The sequence below is a fragment of the Sorangium sp. So ce367 genome (assembly GCF_051520455.1).
In the GTDB taxonomy this organism is placed as follows: domain Bacteria; phylum Myxococcota_A; class Polyangia; order Polyangiales; family Polyangiaceae; genus Sorangium; species Sorangium cellulosum_B.
This window is the reverse complement of record NZ_CP150334.1, coordinates 4,439,841-4,461,213: the sequence shown is the minus strand read 5'-3', so window position 1 is coordinate 4,461,213 and position 21,373 is coordinate 4,439,841. Positions and strand designations below refer to the sequence as shown.

14 protein-coding genes and 1 pseudogene are annotated in these 21,373 nt (G+C 68.1%); 3 read left to right on the top strand and 12 right to left on the bottom strand.

The window, feature by feature from the left end:
- From WME97_RS17025 to WME97_RS16995, 7 genes are all read right to left on the bottom strand, one after another.
- The gene (locus WME97_RS17025) at positions 1-816 is read right to left on the bottom strand and encodes a hypothetical protein (protein ID WP_437552949.1); all 816 of its coding nucleotides are present in this window, start codon (positions 814-816) and stop codon (positions 1-3) included.
- A 236-nt stretch (positions 817-1,052) separates the two neighbouring features.
- Positions 1,053-3,260 carry a hypothetical protein gene (locus WME97_RS17020; protein WP_437552948.1) on the bottom strand — a complete coding sequence of 736 codons (2,208 nt, stop codon included), beginning with the start codon at positions 3,258-3,260 and terminating at the stop codon, positions 1,053-1,055.
- The gene (locus WME97_RS17015; RefSeq protein ID WP_437552947.1) at positions 3,257-4,666 is read right to left on the bottom strand and encodes a hypothetical protein; all 1,410 of its coding nucleotides are present in this window, start codon (positions 4,664-4,666) and stop codon (positions 3,257-3,259) included. The genes WME97_RS17020 and WME97_RS17015 overlap by 4 nt, the downstream gene beginning before the upstream one ends.
- 187 nt (positions 4,667-4,853) lie before the next feature.
- Complete coding sequence (locus WME97_RS17010; RefSeq protein ID WP_437552946.1) at positions 4,854-5,078, bottom strand: hypothetical protein; 225 nt, start codon at positions 5,076-5,078, stop codon at positions 4,854-4,856.
- Positions 5,079-5,123: 45 nt separating this feature from the next.
- Positions 5,124-6,668, bottom strand: coding sequence for a hypothetical protein (locus tag WME97_RS17005; RefSeq protein WP_437552945.1), 1,545 nt, complete (start codon positions 6,666-6,668; stop codon positions 5,124-5,126).
- Positions 6,669-6,706: 38 nt separating this feature from the next.
- Positions 6,707-8,158: a hypothetical protein gene (locus WME97_RS17000; RefSeq protein WP_437552944.1), complete on the bottom strand. Its 1,452-nt coding sequence runs from the start codon at positions 8,156-8,158 to the stop codon at positions 6,707-6,709.
- 197 nt (positions 8,159-8,355) lie between these two features.
- Positions 8,356-9,357 (bottom strand): hypothetical protein, encoded by a 1,002-nt coding sequence (locus WME97_RS16995; protein WP_437555409.1) that lies wholly within the window; start codon positions 9,355-9,357, stop codon positions 8,356-8,358.
- A 346-nt stretch (positions 9,358-9,703) separates the two neighbouring features.
- Here WME97_RS16995 and WME97_RS16990 point away from each other — a divergent pair, with 346 nt between their 5' ends.
- From WME97_RS16990 to WME97_RS16980, 3 genes are all read left to right on the top strand, one after another.
- Positions 9,704-10,834 (top strand): RNA polymerase sigma factor, encoded by a 1,131-nt coding sequence (locus WME97_RS16990; protein ID WP_437552943.1) that lies wholly within the window; start codon positions 9,704-9,706, stop codon positions 10,832-10,834.
- 120 nt (positions 10,835-10,954) lie between these two features.
- Complete coding sequence (locus WME97_RS16985; protein WP_437552942.1) at positions 10,955-11,851, top strand: helix-turn-helix transcriptional regulator; 897 nt, start codon at positions 10,955-10,957, stop codon at positions 11,849-11,851.
- Between the two features lie 192 nt (positions 11,852-12,043).
- The gene (locus WME97_RS16980; RefSeq protein ID WP_437552941.1) at positions 12,044-12,607 is read left to right on the top strand and encodes a sigma-70 family RNA polymerase sigma factor; all 564 of its coding nucleotides are present in this window, start codon (positions 12,044-12,046) and stop codon (positions 12,605-12,607) included.
- Positions 12,608-12,980: 373 nt separating this feature from the next.
- Here the strand turns inward: WME97_RS16980 and WME97_RS16975 are convergent, their stop codons facing one another.
- The 5 genes and pseudogenes from WME97_RS16975 to WME97_RS16955 form a co-directional block, all read right to left on the bottom strand.
- Complete coding sequence (locus WME97_RS16975; protein WP_437552940.1) at positions 12,981-13,802, bottom strand: phospholipase D-like domain-containing protein; 822 nt, start codon at positions 13,800-13,802, stop codon at positions 12,981-12,983.
- 5 nt (positions 13,803-13,807) lie between these two features.
- A complete protein-coding gene (drmB, locus tag WME97_RS16970; RefSeq protein WP_437552939.1) occupies positions 13,808-15,709 on the bottom strand; it encodes a DrmB family protein in 1,902 nt (633 codons plus the stop codon).
- A 1-nt stretch (position 15,710) separates the two neighbouring features.
- Positions 15,711-19,052 carry a DISARM system helicase DrmA gene (gene drmA, locus WME97_RS16965; RefSeq protein WP_437552938.1) on the bottom strand — a complete coding sequence of 1,114 codons (3,342 nt, stop codon included), beginning with the start codon at positions 19,050-19,052 and terminating at the stop codon, positions 15,711-15,713.
- A 344-nt stretch (positions 19,053-19,396) separates the two neighbouring features.
- The gene (locus WME97_RS16960) at positions 19,397-20,548 is read right to left on the bottom strand and encodes a type IIL restriction-modification enzyme MmeI (RefSeq protein ID WP_437555407.1); all 1,152 of its coding nucleotides are present in this window, start codon (positions 20,546-20,548) and stop codon (positions 19,397-19,399) included.
- Between the two features lie 20 nt (positions 20,549-20,568).
- A pseudogene (locus tag WME97_RS16955) lies at positions 20,569-21,356 on the bottom strand (IS5 family transposase).
- Positions 21,357-21,373: the final 17 nt, after the last annotated feature.

Sequence of the window (21,373 nt, the reverse complement as noted above, 5' to 3'; positions counted from 1 at the left end):
TCAGGACAGGAGGCCGAGCACGAAGAGCGCGTCGGCCCAGAGCGGCCAGAGCGTGCGGTACGGGTGCGTGGCCAGCACCACCCCGCCGCTCGGGAGGCGGCGGACGTGGAAGGGGGAGTGCTCTTCCAGGAAGCGGGTGTGCTCGCGCGTCGTGATATCTACCCAGAAGGCGGGGGGGACCTCCCCCGCGGCTTCGTCGTCAAGCTGGCGGCGTAGCTCCAGGAGCTCGCGCGCCTGGGGCTCGGCCGCGCGCCACGCGTCGTCGGACACAGCCGCGGCCTCGAGCGCATCGAGCAGGGTGGCCGGCGGCGTCGCGAGCGCCTTGAGCACGGTCTCGCGTGAGAGCGAGCCCGTGAGCTCGCTCGTGCTTTTCATGGGCACGCGTGCGCCGCGCGGCGCGGCTTCCACCCGCGCGCGGAGCGCCTCCAGCGACGTGCCTGCGATGCGCGAGACACTCTCCTTGTCGTGGAGGCTGACCCACGACAGGGCGAGGTCGCGCGCGAGCTCCGCGGCGTTCGCGCTGTAGGTCGCGCACATCTCGACCGGGGCGATCCAGTCCTCCTCGCCCGTACAGGCGCCGGTCGGCACGCGCCCGCTCGCGTCCGGCGCGCAGAGGCGGAGCAGGAGGTCCTCGATGTCGCCTTGGACCATATGGTAGGCGACCGCTGCCTCGGCTTCCACGGAGCGGGGGCCCCTGCCCACGGGGATCTCGTACGGGTAGAAATCCCACTTCCGTTCGCCCGCCTTCGCCTTGAGGGGGCCGTAAGGATGATCACGCTCGCTTTCTTCAGGGTAGCACGCGGCGCTGAAAACCATGACGCGCTCGGAATCGTTGAGCATCACGCCGGACGACACGTGAGCGCTGTTCCGTCCTCCGAAGTGGGCGCGGACCGTGGCAAGGACGTCTTCGACGGAGCGTGTTCTGCACGTTATGGTCGCGCTCATACCCAGGCTGATGAGATCCCCCGGAATCATCAGCGCAGACAATGCCGCTGCGAGCGCATCGATCCGTTCTGGCTCGTCGCACCAGGCGAAGAATCGAGGTCCTGAGCTCATAGCCGGATCACCATGATGGGCTTATTGAAGCCATCGAGGGTAAGGAGCTTGCCAGCGTCCGAATCGAACAGGTAGCCGTCCTTGACGATGAACTTATTCGGCTCGAACTTCGCCCCCTGCTCCATGATGAGCTCGACCCGCTGCACGTCGCCAGCGAGCCCCCACTTGTCCTTCAGCGCCCTCATCGCATTCAAGAGCTGATCGCGCACGTCAAAGGCGTCGATCGTTCCGCCGCCCTTCGCCTCGCTCAGGATGAGCTTGTGCCCGCTGGACACCGACAGGAAGTCGGGCGCCTTCCCCTCGATGGTACCCGTCGGTGACTCCCTCGGAATGTCGAGCACCCTGCGCACCCCATCGTCGCCGACCCCAACGAGCGACCTGCCGTCGTCCACCAGGAACTTGGCCGCTTTCTTCTCGAAAATGTCTATTTTTTTCTGCTTGGTGATCGCCCCGCGGAGGTTCTTGTAGCCCCGGACGCGGTTCGTTTTCACGATCTTGGCAAAAAACTCCTCGATCTCGGCGATCTCCCCGGCCACCCGGATCGCGGCCGGTCGCAGGCCGCTGCTGGTCTTGACCGCACGCCACATCGGCCCGACCGCCCCGAGCCCGAAGCCCAGGCCCGAAAAGATCCGCTCCTCATCGCTTAGCTCCTGCCCCGACGGCAGGCACCACGCCTTCCCGGTGACCGCCTCGCACAGGTCCAGCGCCGGCCCGACCACCGGCACGAACCCGACCCCGATGCGCGTCGTCGCGTGCACCAGCGTCTGCATCACCTCCGCGTACGCCTCGAAGCCCTCGCCGACCGTCGACATCGCCCCCGCGAACGCGCTGATCGTCTGGTAGAGCTGCGTCTGCTCTAGGTCGAGCCCGTCCCCCGTCCACTGGTTCAGGCTGTCCTTCATCTGGTCGGCGAGCGCATCGAACCGCGGCTTGAGCACCGTGTCCACCTGCGCCCGCAGGTCGGCCGGCACCGGCGAATCCTCGAACCAGTCCGACGCATCCATGAACTGCCGCACGAACCCGGTGATCCGGTTCTGCGCCTTCAGGAACGCGTTGGTCTCCGCCAGCGACACCCCCATCCGGTCGCGCAACGCGATCTCCAGCGCCGCGCTGTTGGCTCGCCACGCCCTCACGTTCGCCACGAAGTCTGCCCGAAAGACCACCACCCGGCCGCTCACGTCCGCCTCCAGCGCCGCGAGCACCGCGTCCGCGTACGCTTCGTAGGGATCCCTCCCCTCGTCGAACGCCCCCTCCACCTCCGCGATGTCGGGCACCTCGACCCACGGCACCTCGCTCTCCCCGAGCGCGTACGCCTGCGGATCGTCCGGATCCCACCCTTCGGCGCGCGCGTCTTCCGTCGCCAGGTCCGCCACCTCGTCCGCCTGCGCGCCGAACTCGTCCATCAGCCGCGCGAGCTCGTCCTCGAGATCGCTGACGCTCCGCTTCAGGTCGTCGACGAGCTGCTCCATCGCCGCGCGCGTATCCGGCGCGACCGCGTCCTTGTACCGGTCCAGAATCGCCTCGAGGTCGGTCCGCGAGATCTCATCCAGCGGCCGGCTGACCAGATCCTTGAGCTCGGTGTCGAGTTGCTGGAGCAGGTCCATCTTCTCCGCCAGCAGGCCCACCGCCCGTGCGTTCGCCACGAGCGCCTCGCGCTCCTTGGCGATCTCGGCCAGCAGGATCTCGATGTCGCGCGCCAGCGCCGGGTTGATCTCCGCGAGGCTCAGGTCGACCTCGGTGTTGCCGGAGAACTTCTCCCCGCGGCGCTGGACATCGAAGAGCGGCTTGTTCAGCCCGAGCGGCTCCGAGACGAGGTGCACCACCTCGTGCGACTCGGTGCACCAGTCCTCGCCGGCGGAGTTCTTCACATGGAAGTGGAAGTCGTTCGCTCCCATCTGGAGCAGCACCGAGTCGAACTCCGTCTCCGCCCTGTTCGTCTGCGTTCCGTCGGGGAGATCCACCAGCGCGCCGGGGACCTCGTACGTGGTCAGCGGCGTGTCGTTTACGCTGAAGAAGTTGTGTCCGACGAGGAACGCCCCTTCGCACGAGGAGCTGAGCTCCGTGCGCTCCCAGTCCAGCCTGTACGGCGTGCCGGCCCACGCGAACGAGGGCGCAACCAACACCACCGCAGTGATCAGCGCGACGAGCTTCTGCAGCGCCGCGACGCTCCAGCCGCGCCGCGCAACGTCCTTGGAGCCTCTCATGTCCCCTCCGCGCCGCGCACGGCGGCGTCATACGCGATCGCGGCGCCCTTCACGTCCCCCGCGTCGAGCCTCGCCTGAGCCGCGTCGAGCTCCGCCGCGGCCATGCCCTTCTCCCGCAGCGCCGCGAGACCCGCCGCGATCTTCTGAGGCACCCCCGTCCTGAGCTCGGCCTCCGCGGCGTCGAACCGCCCCCGAAGCGCTGTGCAACCGGCCTCGCGCCAGGACGACCCCGCCGCCTCGCAGAGCGGTCGCAGCTGCGCCAGCGCCAGGAGCTCGCCGCACCGCTCGGCCAAGAGCGGCAGCCCGAGCTTCTCGCTCACCGGTGGCGCCGCCGACAGCGCCGTGACCTGCGCGCGCGCACGCTGCTCGAAGGCGTCCGACGCCTTGCGCGCCCGCGCCCCTGCGACGGCCTCGCGCGCCCCCTCGTCCATCTGCAGCACGCGGAGCGCCTGCCGGCGCAGCGCGATGCCGCCGAGCAGCGCCGCCGCGGTCGCGTCGCTCCGGGCGACGCGACCCTTCACGTAACCCAGCATCGCGTTCAGCGAGCGCAGCGCGCCCGACGTCATGTCCGGCAGCACGGCGCCGTGCGTGGCGAGCAGCTCCCTGTGCGGCGCCATCGCCTCATCGAAGGAGGCCGCGAAGACCTGGAGCGTCGCCGACCACCCCAGGATATCCGCGGTGAGCTCGCCGGGCGCGCGGCTCGCCTCGCGCGCCGCCGCGAGCACGGCCTGCTCCGCGCCGTCGAGGCCGTCGATGTCCGACTGCGACGCCTGCGCCGAGAGCGCCGCGTACGCCGCCGTCTCCGCCGCCTCGGTCGCGCGGTACGCGGCGAAGCGCGCAGCGACGCCCGCGTATTTCGATCGCAGCGGGGCGGCCTCGTCCCGGGCCTGGTCGAAGATCACCTGCACGGCCGCCATCGCCTGCCTGTCGGCCGCGAGCGTGGCGGCGAGCGGCTCCCTCTCGGCGCTGGCCTTGTCGAGCATCGCCGCCCTGAAGTTGCCGGCCGCGTCGACTGGTGCCTCCGCGAGCAGCACCCTCTGGCGGTCCCTCGCCTCGTCGAGCAGCCGCGCGAGCTTGCCCGCGAGCGTCGCCCGCAGGGACTCGGCGTTCCTCGCGTCGTCGCGCACGTACGCGATCGCCTCGTCGATGTGGCCGAACCAGACGCCGAGCGAGGTCTCGCTCGCGACGATCTCCTCCGGCGTCTTGTTGTTCGGCCAGGTGGCCCACACCTCGATGGGCAGAGCGCCGTCCTTCTCCGCCTGGGCCCACGCGGCGCCTGGCCCCTGATTCTCGCCCACGCAGTGCTCCTCGCCGCCCACCGCCGCCGCGCAGAAGCTCCCGAACGTGTCGTCCCCGAACTTCCACAAACAACCTGCCCCCGCGGCGCCGAACGCCAGGGCGGCCACAGCGACCGCAAGGATCGTCCTCCGTCGCCTCGGTCTGGATCTTTCGCCCATGCGCATTGCCTCCACCCCGCGATTTTTCTCGCTCGCGCACGCTCGCCCGCACGTCCTCCAGAAGCAAGCGTCCCCACCAAAGCGCTAGGACATTGCTCGGCCGTGGATCGCGCCCCGAGCGCCAGGTTGTCCGTCCTCAATGCGCGGACAGTCGCGGAACCGGAGAGGTGTGCTTGGGGGTGCGTGGCGCCACGGCCTTCGGACCGGCCGCGGGGTCGAGGCGGACGCCGCTGAGCTCGTGACCCTCGCCGGCGAGCTCCGCGAGCAAGGTCTCGGCGTCGTGCTCCTGGGGCGCCGCGCGGCTGTCCACGTCGCCACCAGCAGGCCCGCGGGCGCCCTCGTGGAGCTCCGCGTGTGTCACCGTCGGCGCCCTGTCACTACAGGGTTCGCCTGAAGTGTCGTGATCCTATTCAGGGAAACGCAGCGTCTCGACCCGGGTGCCGTCCTCCCCCCGGATCTCTTCGCCAGACCAATCCCAGCTCACGCCGCCCTTCCCCGGCGGTCCGAGAGTATAGGTCACCCCCTCGAGCGTGAGCCGAGCTTCGTCGAGGTAGGCGATGCCGATCGAGTCGCCGCCGCGCCCAGGGCCGCCGTAGCCGCCATCGCCCCCTAGGCCGCCGTCGCCACCCTTGCAGGACCAGGTGCCGTCTCCCACGGCGCCGCCCAGTTCGCCTCGACCGCCTTTGCCCCCTTGCTCGGGTGGCCCGCCGTCGCCACCCGGTCCCCCGGCGAGCGTCTCGATCACGGTGTCGCGTACCGTCAGGTTGGCGTGGAGCGCGACGATCCCGATCGTCGGGTGGCCGTTCTCACCCCCTCGACCGCCTCGCCCACCGCAGCCACCGGCGCCTCCGGAGCCGCCGCCGGCGCCTCCCTTCGAGGCCACGCCGCACACGGCGAGGCCGCCTCGACGGCCACCGCCCCCGCCGCCGCCTTGACCCGGCATGCCCCTATCGCCGTTGCCTGCCCAATCGGCCTCCCATCCTGTCTCGGTGATACGCCCGATGCCCTGACCCGCGGCGCCGACGGTACCCCACATGCCGTTTTTCCCGGTGAAACCGCCGCTGCAACCACCGTCTGCCCGATTGCCAAGTCCTCCCTGCCCATCGTGGCCGGGGTCCGGCTCGGGTACGGGCTCGCCGGCCTCCCCATCTCCAGCGCCGTCGGCGCGCCCGTCGCCTCCCTTGCCACCGGCGCTCGGGATTCCGCCATCGCACGGATTCATCACCGCCGGGCCGCCGGGGACCGTGTCTGCCGAGCACGCATCGCCGCCATACACGCCATCCGGTCCGCGCGGTGCCTGGTTTAGCCCGCCCCATTTCTCGCCATCGTGGCCTGCCCATCCGTAGGAGGTGCGGAGCTCGCTCCGGATGAGCTCCACGGCCGTGTTCGAGCGAACAAGCATCGTGATCGGGCTCCACCCATCCAAGATCATGTCGACGATTGTCGATACCCCGTCCGCGGCGCCGCTGTCGCCGTCGCTCGCCGGCACAACGGTCAGGACGATGTCCGGCCTGTCCGAAATCTGAAGCACAGAGCGCGTGTCGGCCTGGCGCTTCCAGCTCACGCAGCCGAACCCCCCGATGAGATCCACGCCGGAAGGCAGCGTCAGGGGCCCGAAGAACCCGTCGGCGCACGCGAAGACGCGCCCTCGGCCGGTACGCGCGAGCTCCACGCCGCGCTGCAGCGTGCGCACCGGCTTGTCTTTGGTCGTGCCGGGGTTCGCGTCGTCGCCGCTGCCCCAGACGCCCCCCACGAACACGCCGCATCCATCTTCCCACACATCGGCGGCGAGACGCTCGAGACAGACCGACTCCGGCGGCGGCTCGCCTTGACACGACGAGGTGCCGTCGCACGCCGGTCCGCCAGGCTCGTTGGGGCCCGGCGCGGTGCCGCAGCCGGCCAGGGCGAGCAGCAGCGCGGGGGACAGATGGATCGCTCTTGTGGTTCGCATCGTTCTTCCTCGATGTCGTGTCGTAGCGAGGGGGACAATCAGCGGGGCGGGGCGGGATTGGGCACGTCGAATTGACGGTAAGGCATGGAGTCGCCATCCTCGCCCATCCCCACCTCGTCATCTGGTCCTGCATTACCTGCGCTGCCGCCCTGGCCAGGTTTTCCAAGCTGTACAGGAGAGTCCGGCCCGATGCCCACGTAGGCGCTGTGAGCAGCGACGCCGTAGGAGGATCCTCCGAGGCCGCCGCCGGCGTCGCCCCCGCGACCGCCGTCGCCTCCGGTGCCCCCCTTGCACGCGGGCCACATCTCACTAACACCGGGAGGAGGCGTTCCTCCATAGCGGCCGACGGCGCCCCCTCCGCCCGGTTGGCCTGTGCCGCCGACCCCGCCGTTGCCACCGTTGCCCGTAGTCACCCGAGTCGCCTCGAGCGTCACCGCGCTTCCCTGCAGGGCAACGACGCCGATGCTCGACCCGCCATAGCCACCGCCTTTGCCCCCAAGGCCACCGCAGCCGCCGCTGCCACCGGAGCCGCCACCTGCGCCGGCCTGCGGGCGGCCAGCTGGGCACGCCCCCATCGCTCCCCGCGATTTGCTGCCGCCACCGCCGCCCCCTCCTTGACCGACGCCGCCCCTCTTTCCATCATCACCGCGGATTCCCATCCAGCCGTTTTCGGTGAGGTAGCCTGCGCCAACAGCACCGTCCGCGCGACCGGCGTCAGGGCCGTCCATCCCGTTTTCGCCATCACCGCAACGCGCGCTGCCCGCGCCAGTGCCTCCAAGGCCGTTGCCTTCTGGATTCTCCGCGGGCCGCGGCTGCCCCGGAGCGCCATCGCCTCCCGACTCGAGCCCACCGTCGCCCCCGTAGCCTCCGGCGGACTCGACGCCATCGTCGCACACAGTCACGACTGCCAGCGCGCCCGTCGGGGAGTCCGTGGTGCAGGCGTTCGCGCCGTCGTTCCCCACCATGCCGGCATTCGCGCGGAAGCTCGGCGCGTCCTTCCCCGGCTCCCCGTCCTTGCCGTCGCCCGCGACGATCACGCTTTCCCGCACGATCGCCCTGGCCCCCGCGCTCAAGATCACCGCGATCGACGACTTGCCGTCGGGTGCCGAGGCGCCGGCCGCCTTGACGCTCGCGCCGAAGACCGTTGACGTCTTGCCCTCCTTTTCGCCTGCGATCACCCTCAGCGGGATCCCCCCCGGCGGAGCGATGATCGTCGGGTGCTCCGGCCCGCCGAATGACCCCTCGTACGACCAATCCCCGCCGTCACACAGGCGCCCGCCCCAGAGGTCGACCCCCGAGGGCAGCGTGATCGTCTCCGCGAACTCCCCTCCGCACGCGTACACGCGCCGGGTCGGCTTCTCGTCGTGGCTTCGCCCATGCGCGGCGAGCCCAATCGCGTGTTGCAGGGTCTTCACCGGCGCGTCCTTCGTTCCGGGGCTGTTGTCGTCGCCCTGCTCGCTGACGAACACCCCGCACTCGTCGAGCGCCATTGCCGTCGCTGGGTTGCCGTCACAGACAGTCGGCTCAGGCGCAGGGGCGCACTCCATCACTTCCCAGCAATCGTCACGGTACGAAGTGCAAGCTAGCAGCGTGCTGCTCGCTCCCCACGCACAGACCACGACAGCAACGGCGGCGGCCACCGCTCTTCGGTCTGCCTGTGGCCGCATCCCCTCGGTACTCGGCATGGTCACCACACCCCCTCGATGCTCACGCCCGTCTCGTGCCCGGTCACGACGGGCGATATCTGGACCCGATCCTGAGCTGACGTGCGGCCCAGGAAGGAGAAGTCCGTGAAGAACGACGCGGCGGTGGCCGCGCCGATCACACCGCCCGTGATGACCAGGGCCATGCCCACCCGGTCGGACAGGTTGCGCGCGTCGCGCAGGCGCCGCAGCTCGCCGCACGGCGAGCGCTCCGGCGCTTGCCAGCACATGGACGAACTCGATCTCGGGTCGCTCTCGAGCTGGTCACGCCGCGCGCTCATGTCCTGATCGAGCTTGCTGGCGCTGATCATGAGGATGGCGCCTGCCGATACGGTGCCCGTCGCGAGCGAGATTCCCACGACACGCAGCGTGCCCGGCCACGAGGCCCACGGGCTGGGGGCGTGCGCGCGCGGAGCGGGCAAAGCGCGCACCGGAGTCGCCGTCGTGGTCGCGGTCCCCTTGGCGCTGCTCGCCTCCTTGGTGCCGCTCGCCGCCGCACACAGCAACGGCATCGTGAACTCGTGCTCCGCGCCCGCCACGGCGCGCAAGGAATGAAGCGCGTCCTTGCAGCCCGGTGCACGGCCCCGCACCATGTGTTGGCCCGGCTCGAAGAACAGCGTGTACGTGCGCGCGGTCCGGCCGATGCGCTTGCCGTCGACGAGCACCTCGGCGTCGGGCGGATCGACGCCGAGCACGAGCCGCGCGACGTGCGGCGCTGCCTTGCGCTGCCCTGCCTCGAATCGCCGCTGGAGCGCTTCCGGCAACACTTCGCGCTGTTCTAGACTCCTGGCCAGGTGCTCGGCCGCGTCGCGGTACTTGTGCAGCGCGAGTTCGCAAAGGCCGAGCTCGCCGGCGAGCTCCGCGCGCTCCACCTCGGTGCTGGTCGCCGCGTCTGCGGCCTCGAAAGCTGCCTTGTATTCAGCGGTTGCCTCGGTCCACAGCCCGGCCTTGCGCGCTTTCTGACCGCGGCGAACATGCTCCTTCACCGTCGCTCGGTCGCTCGGTCCCGCCTTCGGATGGCTATTGTCCGCGCTGGCCGAATTCGGGAAGCCTGTTGCGGCCCCGAGCGCAAGAAGAATCGAAAGCGAATGCGCAATGCAACGCATGCCGCGACGGTACCGACGCCGGCTGCTTGGCGTCAACCGGCAGAAACCGCCACGTCTCGGCGGCTTCGGTGGGAATTGGCGGTCGAATGAGGGAATGCGTTCAACCATCCGTCAGACATGGCCAAGCGTAGTCTAAGCAACTACATGGCGGCACACTATGCTACCGAAGTTGCTCCTCGACTCATTTCTCTGAACCTTTTGGGCCGCCTCGCGTGTGCTGCTTACCGTGGCCAAGCCAGCGACCGTCTCCCCCGGCTTCGAGCTCTTCCGGCGCCTGGCCAGGCGCCACGGTGTACCAGCGCGAAACGCCGAGGATATCGCCCAGGAAGCGCTGCTGCGGGGGCTCGACGCCGACCAACGGATCGAGCCGGGCGGCGACCCGGGGCCGTACCGCGTCACGATCGCCGTCAACCAGGCGCGCAATCACGTCCGGGACGCGCGCTGCCGCGGCGAGGTGCTCACGTCGTTCGATGAGCGCGAGATCCGAGATGAGCTCCCCACGCCGGAAGAGCTGCTCCGCAGGCGGCAGCGGGAAAAGCTCACCCGGCAGCTGATCGACCAACTCGAGCCCAAGTACCGGGATCTCGTGATCAAGCACGACCTCGAGGAGGTCCCGCTCGCCGAGATCGCCGCCGAGCAGGGGCTCCCGCTGGACACGGTGAAGACGCGACACCGGCGGGCGCACAAGGAGCTCGAGCTGCAGGGGGGACGGTGGCAGGCGCAGGAGCGCTCTCAGGGAAGGGACGGGAGCATCTGCGTGCCGCTTGCACTGGGCTTCGGCCGTCGTGCGTCGTGGGTGGCCTCGCTGCGCCGGCTGGGCCTGAGGATCGTCGTTCAGGCCGCGCTCGTCCTGCTGACCGGCGCGCTCGTCTCCACCGTGCCGCCCTTGCCCGACCTGGAATCGTGGATCAGGGCGGCGGCGGTCCGCGCCCCTGCCACCGCGCCCGCAGAGCAGGACGCCGTGGCGCCCCCCGCGCGAGATGGCGCCCAGAGCGCCGCGGGGCCCGCCAGCGGGGATGGGGCGCCCGATGCGGCGGCGCCCGCCGCGGCGACCGCGCACGAAATCTCGTCGTCGACGGAACACGGAAGCGCGCGCGGCGAAGCGATGGCGACCGGCACGCCCGCTCCCTCGAACGCGAAGACGAGAACTCACCGGGCCGCGCCTCCGGCGAGTGCCGTTCGACCGACCGCCGGCGAGGTCGAGAGGAGCCTGGTCAACCAGGCGCGGAGGGCCATCGAGGCCAACGACGTCATGGCCGACGTCGAGGCTCGGCGCCTGCTCGATGCCCACGCGCGGCAGTTCCCGCGAGGGCGGCTCGCCGCCGAGCGCGAAGAGCTGCTCAGGCAGCTTCGCTGAATCGTCGGCTACCCATCAACAGCTAGGCAGGCGGGGATAGCGGTGCTGCTTTCGCGCAGCGCAACGCCGAGATCCGCCTTGCGTCGGACAACAACGCTCAGGTCCAGGAGGCGAAAGTTCATGGAAGACATGTTGGGGGCGATGTGGCTGGTGTCGCCGCTCGGGCTCGCGATGATCGCGTGCGTCGCGATCGGCTTCGCGGTCACCGCGCGCGAAGCGCTGGGACGCGAGCGCGGGCTTCGCGAGGCGCGCGAGCACGCGCATGATGACGAGGAGGCAGCCCTCACCGATGCGAAGGGGCAGGCAGCGGGCGAGCGAGACCGATACCGGCGCCTCCTGGACTGTCACGTCGACGCGGCGCTCGCAGAGCTGACGGAGGCCCGCACGCGCCTCGTCCCCTGGCCAGGAAGGGTCCTCGAGTCGTTCTGCGCGACGACGCCTTCGTGGAGGAGAAAGCTGGCCGAGAGCACGGGGTTGGAACCGAGGGAGGTGGAGCGGTTGCTGAGGAGCGACCTGCCGATGACGCCCGGCCTTGCCCGGCAGCTGGAGTCCTTCACCGGCACGCCTGCGCGGTACTGGGAGCGCCTGTGGCGGCTGCACGACGACCACCGAACGGACGCGGAGACGACGGTGGTAATGCAGATCGGTGCGCCCAGCACCAAGCGTGAGAGCTCGGCGCTTCCCGCGGCGTCGTCGGCGCCGAGCTCGGCGGCACCGACGACGCCGACGATACCGCCCCGCGCGCTCGACGTTCCTCCGCCCGTGGTGCCGTCTCCCGAGCTTGCGGCCAGGAGCCCGCGGGCGAAGCTCCCGCCGCCCCCGCTGCCGCGGCTTCCGTCGCCGCTCCCTGTCCGCACCGCCACGGGGGCGGAGCTCGTCCAGCGCGCCGCCACGCTGACGAGCTTCCCGCTACAGCGTGACGAGGCGGGGACGAGCTCCGCCAACACGTCCGACTGGGACGACGCAGAGCGCTCTCCGCTGAACACGACACTTCCGGGCGTAGGGAGCCATGGATGAGCGCCGCCGAGCCTCGCAGCTACACGCCATCAGATGCCTGCTCGCGAGCATGCCGCCGCTACGAGAACTGAGCAGCTACGGCTGACGTCTTCCTCTGGTAGCGGACGGGGAAGACCGCGAACCGGTGCCGCATGAGGCGGACGCGCGGCATCACTCGCTTACGGGCGATTGCCCGCGGGGGAGGGTAACGCCATGGATCGTCTGTCGAATGAAGACGAGCGCGCCGCCGCGCACGCGCGCTTGTTTTGCCCGGCGCAGGTTCGTGCCGTGCTGCGCTGGCTGGGGAGGCTGGGGATCCCATGGTGCCATCGTACCGACGTCGCAGGCCAAGTCTGGCTCAACGCCTGGGAGAGCTGGCCCAGGTTCGATCCGAAGCGTGGCAGGCCGGAACGCTGGTTGAACGCGATCACCGTACACGTTGCGTCGCACTATCACCAGCGTATGCGGCACCGCAGGGAGGAGCTCGTCGATTTGATCGATGTGGCCGATCCAGCGCCGGATGTCGCTGCTACGATGGAATCCGACAGCATCAGGACGGCCACTATCGACGCGGTGAACGATCTCGAACCGAAGCTGCGCTTTGTTCTCGTGGCACACGATCTGGATGGGATCCCGATGGCCCAGGTGGCAGAAGACGCAGGGCTACCTCTATCTTCGCTCTACAAGCGACGCACAAAGGCCATCGGTGCGCTGCGCGACAGCATCGGGCCTCGGGTAACCATGGAGGACTTCGCCCGGAGAGTGGCGTCGCAATGAGCATCAAGGCCTGGTTGTGCACTTCCGGCGTGACTTGGACGACCATGAGGCGGAGCGAACGTTCGACGCTCTTATGATATTCAGGGCGTTGTCAGGGTGTCAGCGATCGATTCTGGCCACGAGGGCGACTTAAACCCGCCAGCGTGTCAAGCGAGAATTACTTGACACGTTCCGCGTGCTTCTGATTGACAATTAGATACACTTTGGCTTCGAGATCGCTTTGCGCACGTTGCTCAAAGTGCTCGCCCCTCGATGACCGCGTGGCGAGCTCGGCGCTCCTCGCATCCTCGTCACCCTGCTACAGAACCCGAGAGGCGGAAGCCGAGCAAGCCCAGCTCGATTCATCTGAGGACCAGAGCGTCATAAATATCATCTACCAGGCCACTTTTCTCATCTTCCCCTTGTATGCCAATTGCTCGAACTGTTGCGCCAACTCCTTGGCAAACCGAGGATCTCGCACGATAACTCCGGCCTCGAAATTGTCTGTGTGTGCCCACTTGCTCAGATTTGCCGATCCCACGTAGGCCACTTCGTCATCCACGATGACGCACTTCGCATGCAGCACGAACTGCTTCCGGGTGTCGTAAAAGACCTGCGGCAGGAGCACATCGGGCCAGTACTTCCTCTTGAACCTCTCTCGGAACACCGCCTCTGGATCTTCCGGGTAACGGTGCTTCTTGCCCTGCTCGGATGTGTCTTGGACCATGGTGTCCCTCTCCATCCACCCCCGCATCAACTGCTTATTGATGCACAGGAACAGTCGCACATCGAGATGAGGGGGATTCTTCTGGCGCTCCACGAGCGGCTTCAGTAGATCCGGAGTACCCAGGTTGAAGGTCGACAGCAGCACCTTCCGCTTCGCCGTCGTGAACAGCTCCTTCACTGCCACTGCGGTGTCCCGGCTCTGCGACGCCCCTTCGGGCCCCGACCATACCAGGGTCAGACGGCGTCGCTGCTCTTCCTCGCAGCGCGCCCGCTCCGTCTTCAGCAGCTTGAGAACCGCGACGCCTTCCTCGATGGACGAGAACGCGGCGTGAAGTGCCTTCAAATCTGTGGCCAGCGCCTCGGAATTTTCGTGTATCTGCTTACTCCGTAGCGCCGTCGCTGTAGGTGGCCACGTGAGCAGGCGCCGCTCTAGCGCCTCGACTAGCCGCTTCAGCGCCGGCACTCCGAGCTTCTCTAGCTCCGGGCCCATCGTGCTTACCATGTACCAGTATCCGGCCCGAACAGCTCCGCTCCGATCGGTTCTACCGTAGGCATCACCAGTGCTCGGTCCAAGAGCTCGTTCCGGTGCTCGCAGCTCGTTTCCGGCAGGAGAAGGCATCCGTGGCAAGCCGCCCCGTGCAGAAAGCGCTCCTCAAGGGCCTGGCGCGGCTCGTGCTGAGCGCAGACCGGATCGTTCGAACATAGCGATCCGTAAGCGAGAGCCGCCTGGAGATGTCGATCGAGCCGCCCCGCCGCCCCGGCCAGTCCGCCGAGCGTCCCCTCCGCGTCCGCCGTCGCCGTGTAGAGCAGCACCCCATACCCCTCTGGCCCCGCGTAGACCCGTTCGCGGATCGAGCTTGCCGCATAGCCGCACTCAAGCGCCACCGCGGTCAGCAGTAGGTGCGACAGCGAATGCAGCATCACGTACGCCACTCCGGGAAATCGCGCTGCCGCGTCGGCGTGCCTCGCCGCCCAGGCCACAAACCCCGCGCGCAACTCGGTCTCGCGCTGCTCCACCTTCGGCCGCGTCATCCACGACTCCACCACGCCTGGGTCGAGGGCCACGAACAGCCCTTCTCCCTGGTTTTCCACGGCAGGCACCCACCGTGCCTCTGCTGACAGCCGCGCCCGCCGCGCGCCCACGGCCAGCGCCCCCTCCGCGTCGCGCGTCGGCTGATCGATCCGCGTGAACCCGATCAACGCAACCACCTCTCGCAGCCGGTGCACGGAAAGCACTCGCCGGACAGCCTGAAGCCGCGGCGGACGAGGCTCGGGGAGCGCGACTTCCGTCGCAAACAGCTCGCTTTCCTCCTTATCCACCCCGAGATCCTCACTCAGCAGGCGTGCGATCTCGGGCCCTTTCAGCCCTCCCTGCGCGGTGGCGCGATCGCGCCGCCGCCGCTCGATGGCCGCCAGCACGTCCGCGTCGTTCAGCTCCAGCCTCTTGAAGGCATCCTCCAACTTGGGCAAAAGTTTCCTTGCCAGGCGCAGCGCCTCTCCGGTGTCGATAACCTCCAAGCGCGCCTCTTCCCACAGCTCTGCCACCATGCGATCGGCCAGCGATGCGCCGCCCGGGATCGAAATCGCTGTCATGAGCTCCGGGAAATATGCATTCGTCGCGGAGCGCACGAGCAGCCGAGCCGGTGCATCGCATCGGCCGGGCCCGCCGCGCCAGTGCAATGGCCCCAGCCAGGGCTCACCGCCCGGGCACACCCCGAGCGGCATCTCGTTCGAATCGTCCTTGTGGCGGGGGATGGCGTCGAGCAGCGCCCGGCTGGCACGGCACGCGCAGCGCACGAAGATCTCGGCGAAGTCCCCGGTCGTCCCCACCTCGTCGAGGTACAGCGCCTCGCATTTGCTCTCTCCCCGGTGCACGAACGTCATCCAGTCGACGTCGCCCACGTGCCCGTGAATGCAGGCCTGCACGAACCGGATCGGCACCACCGGGCGGCCGCCCCACGTCATGCCCTCGAACGCGCTACGGTGAACCATCCGGCGCGAGCGTCGCGCGCGGTCTTCCCCCTGGGGCGCATGGGGGTCCACGAGAAACCACCGGGGCAGCTCCCAGACAGGGATTTCGGCTTTTGCGTCGTCACGGCTGGGTGCCGCAGGCGGCGTGTAGAGCCCCGTGATCCCAGCCTCTGCCAGGTGGGCGAGCAGCCGGGGCTCCTCGACGCGACGGAGCCGCGAATCCTCCGCTGCAGGGTCGCCCCAGTGGTCGGGCCCCGACACAATGCCCGATCGCGCTGGTAGGTCCACAAGCGCCCCCGGGCCGAAAGTCGTTACGGCCTGACTCCGCCGGATGTGTCCGTCGGGCGGCGCGGGGCCCTCCCCTTGTCCGCCCGCGCGACCCTTCCTGGCGCCGGCCCCCCGGTTGCCGGTCCTCTTCGTAGCCATCTCAGGTCTCCTCCGGCAATTCGGGCACCTGGACGCGCAGCGCCACAATCGGCTCCACGTCGCGGAGCGAGCGCGGCGCCCGGAACTTCTCGCGGTCATCGTTCGTGGGCCGCTCCGCCAACGGATCATAGAGTAGCGTCGGAGCCTTCTTCTCCGCGCGCGCGTAGCGCAGGCCTGTGTGCTCGTCGGCCAGTTCCGACCATGAATCGAAGAGATCTTGGGCCCGCTTGCCCAAGTCGACGTGCAGCGCCGCCCTTTCTTCGGACGAGATCGCTTCTGCCACCCGCTGCCTGAGCAACTCTTCGACCTGTTCCTGGAGCGGCTTCACCCTGCCGATGCCCGCCGCGGCCCCCTCCGGCGTCATCCTGGGGTCCAGGAGCCGCGTGAGCGCCACGAGTACCGCCGCACCACCTCGATCGATCGCGCGTGGCGAGAACGGCGTCACGCTGGTCGCCTCCACCGCCCGGTAGAAGCTTGCGTGGTAGGCCTCAAACCGCTCGTAGTGCGACCGATCGCGCGGCCGGTGCACGTTGAGCAGCGTCACGACGAGCCCTGGCCGCTGGGGATCGCGCCCGACCCGGCTCGTCGCCTGGATGTACTCGGCAGTCGCCCTGGGCTGGCCGGCAACCATCATCAACCCAAGTCGCGGGATGTCGAGCCCGACCGAGATCATGTTGGTCGCCAGCGCCACGTCGACCGGCTGAAGCGTTTTCGCCCGTGGCTGCACCTCCAGGCGCTGGCGTGACGCCGAGATGCGCGACGTAGGCTCGCGGCTCGTCAACTCGACCACTTCACCCATCGACCGCCGCGCGAAGACCGGCGCAGCCCGTTCGGGTCGCTGCCGTTCGTCGTACCGGCGCAACCGCGTGGCGACCTCGTCCTCGATTATCCTCCGGCTCCCGCCGAGTTCGCGCAGGCTGTTGAAGTACCCGAGCAGCGTCATGTATGGCGCCGCTGAGTTGTGCTCGACCGCGTCGCCGCCGGCCTCCTCGTAAAGCTGCTGCGCCCCCGCGAGCAGCGCCAGAGACACCTGGAGCATCACCTTTTTCAGACTCCGCCCCGGTGCGGCCACGCCCACATACCGCCGCGCGTGGGCGTACGCCGTGTCCGCGCGTTCCTCGGGCGTCCGTGGGGCCGGCACCGTCTTCGCGAAGAACGAGTCCTTCCGGTCGGGCCCCGGCGGCGGGAACACCACCGTGCTATCGCGGGCGAAGAGCGCCTGGATCTGCCGCGCTGCCCGCCGCACCGTCGCCGTCGAGGCCACCACCTTCGGCGCCGCTTCTCCCTCCGCACAGAGCCCATCCACGGCCGTTTCGTAAAGCCCGACCATCGTCCCGAGCGGTCCGGAGATGAGGTGTAGCTCGTCCTGGATCACCAGGTCCAGCGGCGGCAGCCGCCCTCCGGGAATTGGCGTCCCGATCCCGGGCCTGTCGCAGGGCCCGTAGAAGCCCTCGGCGTCGTATCGGGTTACGCGCCCGAATAGCGCTCCCGTCTCGCCCACCCAGGGGAGTTGCGCGATCTTGTCCACGGTCGCGATCAGGAAGCAGGGCAGCCGTCGGTAGATCGGCTCGTCCACGGCGACGATCGGCAGCGGTCGGCTTGACCAGCGACACGACGCGGACGCGCAGTACACATCGAGCCGCTCCGGCTTCTCGTCATCAGGGAGCAGCCGGAAACTCAGCGGCTTGAATACCTGGTGGCACCACGGGCAGCGCTCGATGGGGATCGGCGAGGGGTTCCGGCCGGAATGCAGCCGGAATGCCAGCGTCTTCTCCCGCGCCGAGTGTGGATTCCGATCTCCCGCCCGGCCCATCCGGTTAGGCGTGGCGGCTTCGCCGACCCAGAGCCCGATCTCGAAGGGCCACGTCCCGAGCCGCGGATCCGCTTCCCGGGCGATCTCCAGCGCGCACATCAGGGCCGCAGCCCGCTCGAGCTGATCGAGCGTGAGCAGCCTCAGCGTGTAGCGCATCAGCACGCTCACCCCGGCCCCTCGCACGCCCGGATGCCGAAGGCGCCGGTACACCAGCGTGAACGCGGCAAGGCCTAGGTACGCCTCCGTCTTCCCGCCGCCCGTCGGGAAAAACAGCAGGTCCACGTCCCTGCGCGTCGTATCCTGTGGATGGACGATTCCGGGCACGTTCATCAGCACGAACGCGAGCTGAAACGGGTACCACGCCGGCGTCACCGTGGGCCGCCGGGCGCGCGCCGCTTGGGCCATCACCCGGCAGGTGATTCGCAGCGCCGCGTCGGCCCTCTCGTCCGCGAGCGCCGCGATCCCCTCTGCGATGCGCCCCTGCACGCAGCGGGCGTCGCGCAGCAGCTGTTCCAGCATGGGCCGCTGGGCCTCATCTGCGAGGCGCGCCGCAGCCTGCTGCTCGATCCACGCCTTGTAGGCATCGGCGATCGGCGAGAGCGCTGCGCGCAGATCTGGCACACTCGCGAGCGCCTCCATGCGAGCATCGAGCCCCTCGAGCGTAGCAGGCACCACCCGCTCGACCTCGGCACTCGGGATCCACACGGTCTCGACCCGCCGGCAAACCCCATCCTCGTCCAGGCGAGCCGCCGTGGCCACGTTGTGCCCGACCGCATGCTCAACCGCGTCGCGGTACTGGAGCTCGGCCACCTGCTCGTCCGCATCGACATTGTCTCTCCCATCGTCGCGGCCGCGCAGGTTGGGCCTCGCCGTCAGTCCCTCCTCGCAATGGAGAGCGAGCGCCGCCTGGAAGGCGAAGGCCGCGTCGCGCGGCGACCCCGGCGGACGCCGGTTGACGAGGAACACGGAGACGGTGAGCCCGTCCCCGTCGGCGCGGCGCCGGCTCAGCACGACGAGAGTGAGCCCGCTCTCGCCTGTCTCCAGGGGGTAGGACTGCAGCGAGCCTGCCGGGTCGACGAGGAGCTCGCGCGTGACCTCCCGGGGCGCCCGGCGCCAGGGCCGTGCGACGGGCCGCGTCTCGTCGGCCTCGTCAGAGCGGGGTGGGGTAGTCTGACAAGCCGGTGGAGCCTCAGGTGCGTAGTCCCCCCACGTGGCCGTAACCCGGAGGTTGCGCACCGACGACGGCACGAGAACGCTGAGCCCGAGCGATGCAGGAAGCAGCACGCGCCGACGCGACGTGGGATCCGGCGCGCGGGCGTCGGCGGCCCGGGGATCATCCCCGATCTCGTCCGGCTCCTCCTGCGCCTCGGGATCGACGCGGTCTCCCTCGTCCCCCTCGAACGGGACGAGGAAGCCGGTGAGATACCAGCGGGACGGTGGAATTGCGAGGCGCTCGTCCGGCACGGCCGGCCCCACGAGGTCCTCGCGGAGGATCTCCACAAGACGCTCGCGTACGTCCACAGGCTCCACGGCGTGTTACTCCCTCCTCCCGACCCACCGTCAGGAGCGTACAGTCGGGGCCGGCGAGAATACGCGATTGGCGAGCGGAAAGATATGGCCGCGACGTGCTCCAGCGGAGAACGAGGTAGATGTCGGTCCGGGAGAGACTTCTGCGAGGAGGTGGGTGGCAAACCTAGGACTCCGACACAGTTCTGAACCACCGACGTGCTCGGATCCAGCCGTTTCACGGCGGCACCGGGCGACAGGAGGGAGCAACAGGACCGCGGTGCGTAGCAAGAGGCGGGGGGCGGCACTACTGGAGGAGCATTTGAGCAGACAGAACAAAGCGGCTGAGCGGAACTGCACCCGAGAGATCAACGGGTCTTCTTCGGTGAGGGCACGCCAGCGACACGCTGGGTGGCGGCAGAGTCGGCGGCGGCGCGCTCTTGGTTGAGGGCGAGAAGCCGGGCGAGAACTTCGTCGCGGACGTCGTCGGGCCAGCGATAACGCCAAGGCTTCTTCTTGCGCGGCCGTCCGGCTGACTCGGGCTCAGCATCATCGTCGTCCTCATAATCGAGGAGAAAAGCGCACACGGGCCGAATATCAGTCCACCCATAAGCGTCAAGAACCGCACGATCCATGATATCGTGAAATTCGCGAAGCCTCTTAATGTCAGGCTCCTCTTCCTCAGGATCGTGAAAGCGGTTATATGTAGTAGTGAGACCCTGCTGGTTCTTGATCATCAGAGCTACCCGGTACTCGTAGTAGCACTTGCCCGCCTCGTCGATGGCAAGATTATGATCCCAGCCAGGAGGAAACGCGAACGTCTCAAAGCAATCAGTGGGTGTATAGCGAAGTCGATCCTCCAGAGACGATCCAAAGAACCGCGCCCAAAACTCGTGCAAACGCGACTGAATCACCGCAAACGCGCCATAGCTACACAAAGAAAATACATCCAGCTGCTCGGAAAACACCTGCTTCGAGTCCACGATTGCAACAGCAAAGTGCTGCGATACGCGCCCGATAACGATCACCTTGTCTTGACGAGCCAGCACCGCACTAAGCCCTGGACGAACCTCTCCGTACTGCCACCATCGAACTCGATGTGCACCTCTATTTGCAACATCTCGACGAGGCTTGACCTTGTTGCGAACAATGGCCATCAAGTCGGGCCACGCGTTTGCCTCTTCCTCTGTTGCGGTCCCAAAATTGATTACATAGCGATGTGCCGCATGGATAGGGCTTGAGTTGATTTCGTCCCCTCCGAGATAAGAAAATATCTTCTCTTTGTTGCGGCGATCTTTTGCGATCAATCGCTTCATCTCTGAGGTAGGATTCGCATCCTGGTCAAGATCGTCAAACAGAAAGCCTTGACCCGCTATCTTGTAACCTTCAAAAACTAAGCCACTACTAGCACGAAGTCGAGCCGGCTCCTCGCTACTGCCGTGCCGGAACAAGTATGCCGTAATCTGATCTGCGGGAATGTCGTCGATTGTCTTTTTGGCAATCGTGACATGTTTTGCCAAATGAATTATACTAAGAGCGCCTAACAAAAGCCCGTCGGGATATGGTTGAGGCAGATCAGGCATACGGCGAGCAGGAGGAACGCTCGGTGAATGTCGGCACGGCGCTCATACCGCACGGTCAAGCGGCGGAAGCGCCGGAGCCAAGCGATCGTCCGTTCGACGACCCAGCGGTAACGGCCGAGTTTCTCCGACGACTCGATGCCCTTTCGAGCGATGCGGGGCACGATGTGGCGCAGATGACAAGCCAACCGAAGGGCCGGGTCGTCGTAGGCCTTATCGGCATGCAGTTTCTTGGGGCGGCGCCGCGGTCGGCCGCAAGGACGCGCGATCGGCGGCACCGCGTCCACCATAGGAGTGAACATCCTCGAGTCATGGACGTTCGCCGGCGTCATCTCGACGGCGAGCGGGATACCATTCTGATCGACCAGAATGTGATATTTCGTGCCCGGCCGGCCGCGATCCGTGGGGTTCGGGCCAGTTTTTTCACCCCCCTTTTTGCCGGAACCAGCGAGGCATCCAGCGCAGCACGCTCCCAGTTGATCCTGTCGGCTTCGCCGAGCTCATCGAGCAAGACCTCGTGGAGCCGATCCCAGACGCCAGCCTGCTGCCAGTCGCGCAACCTGCGCCAGCACGTCATGCCGCTGCAGCCGAGCTCTTGCGGGAGATACTCCCAAGGGATCCCGGTCTTGAGCACGAATAAGATACCGGTCAGCGCGATCCGATCAGGCGTACGCGGCCGGCCCCCCTGCGGCTTCGGCTCCGTTTTCGGCAATAGAGGTACGATTCGTTCCCAGAGTTCGTCCGGCACCAACAGCTTGCCCACGC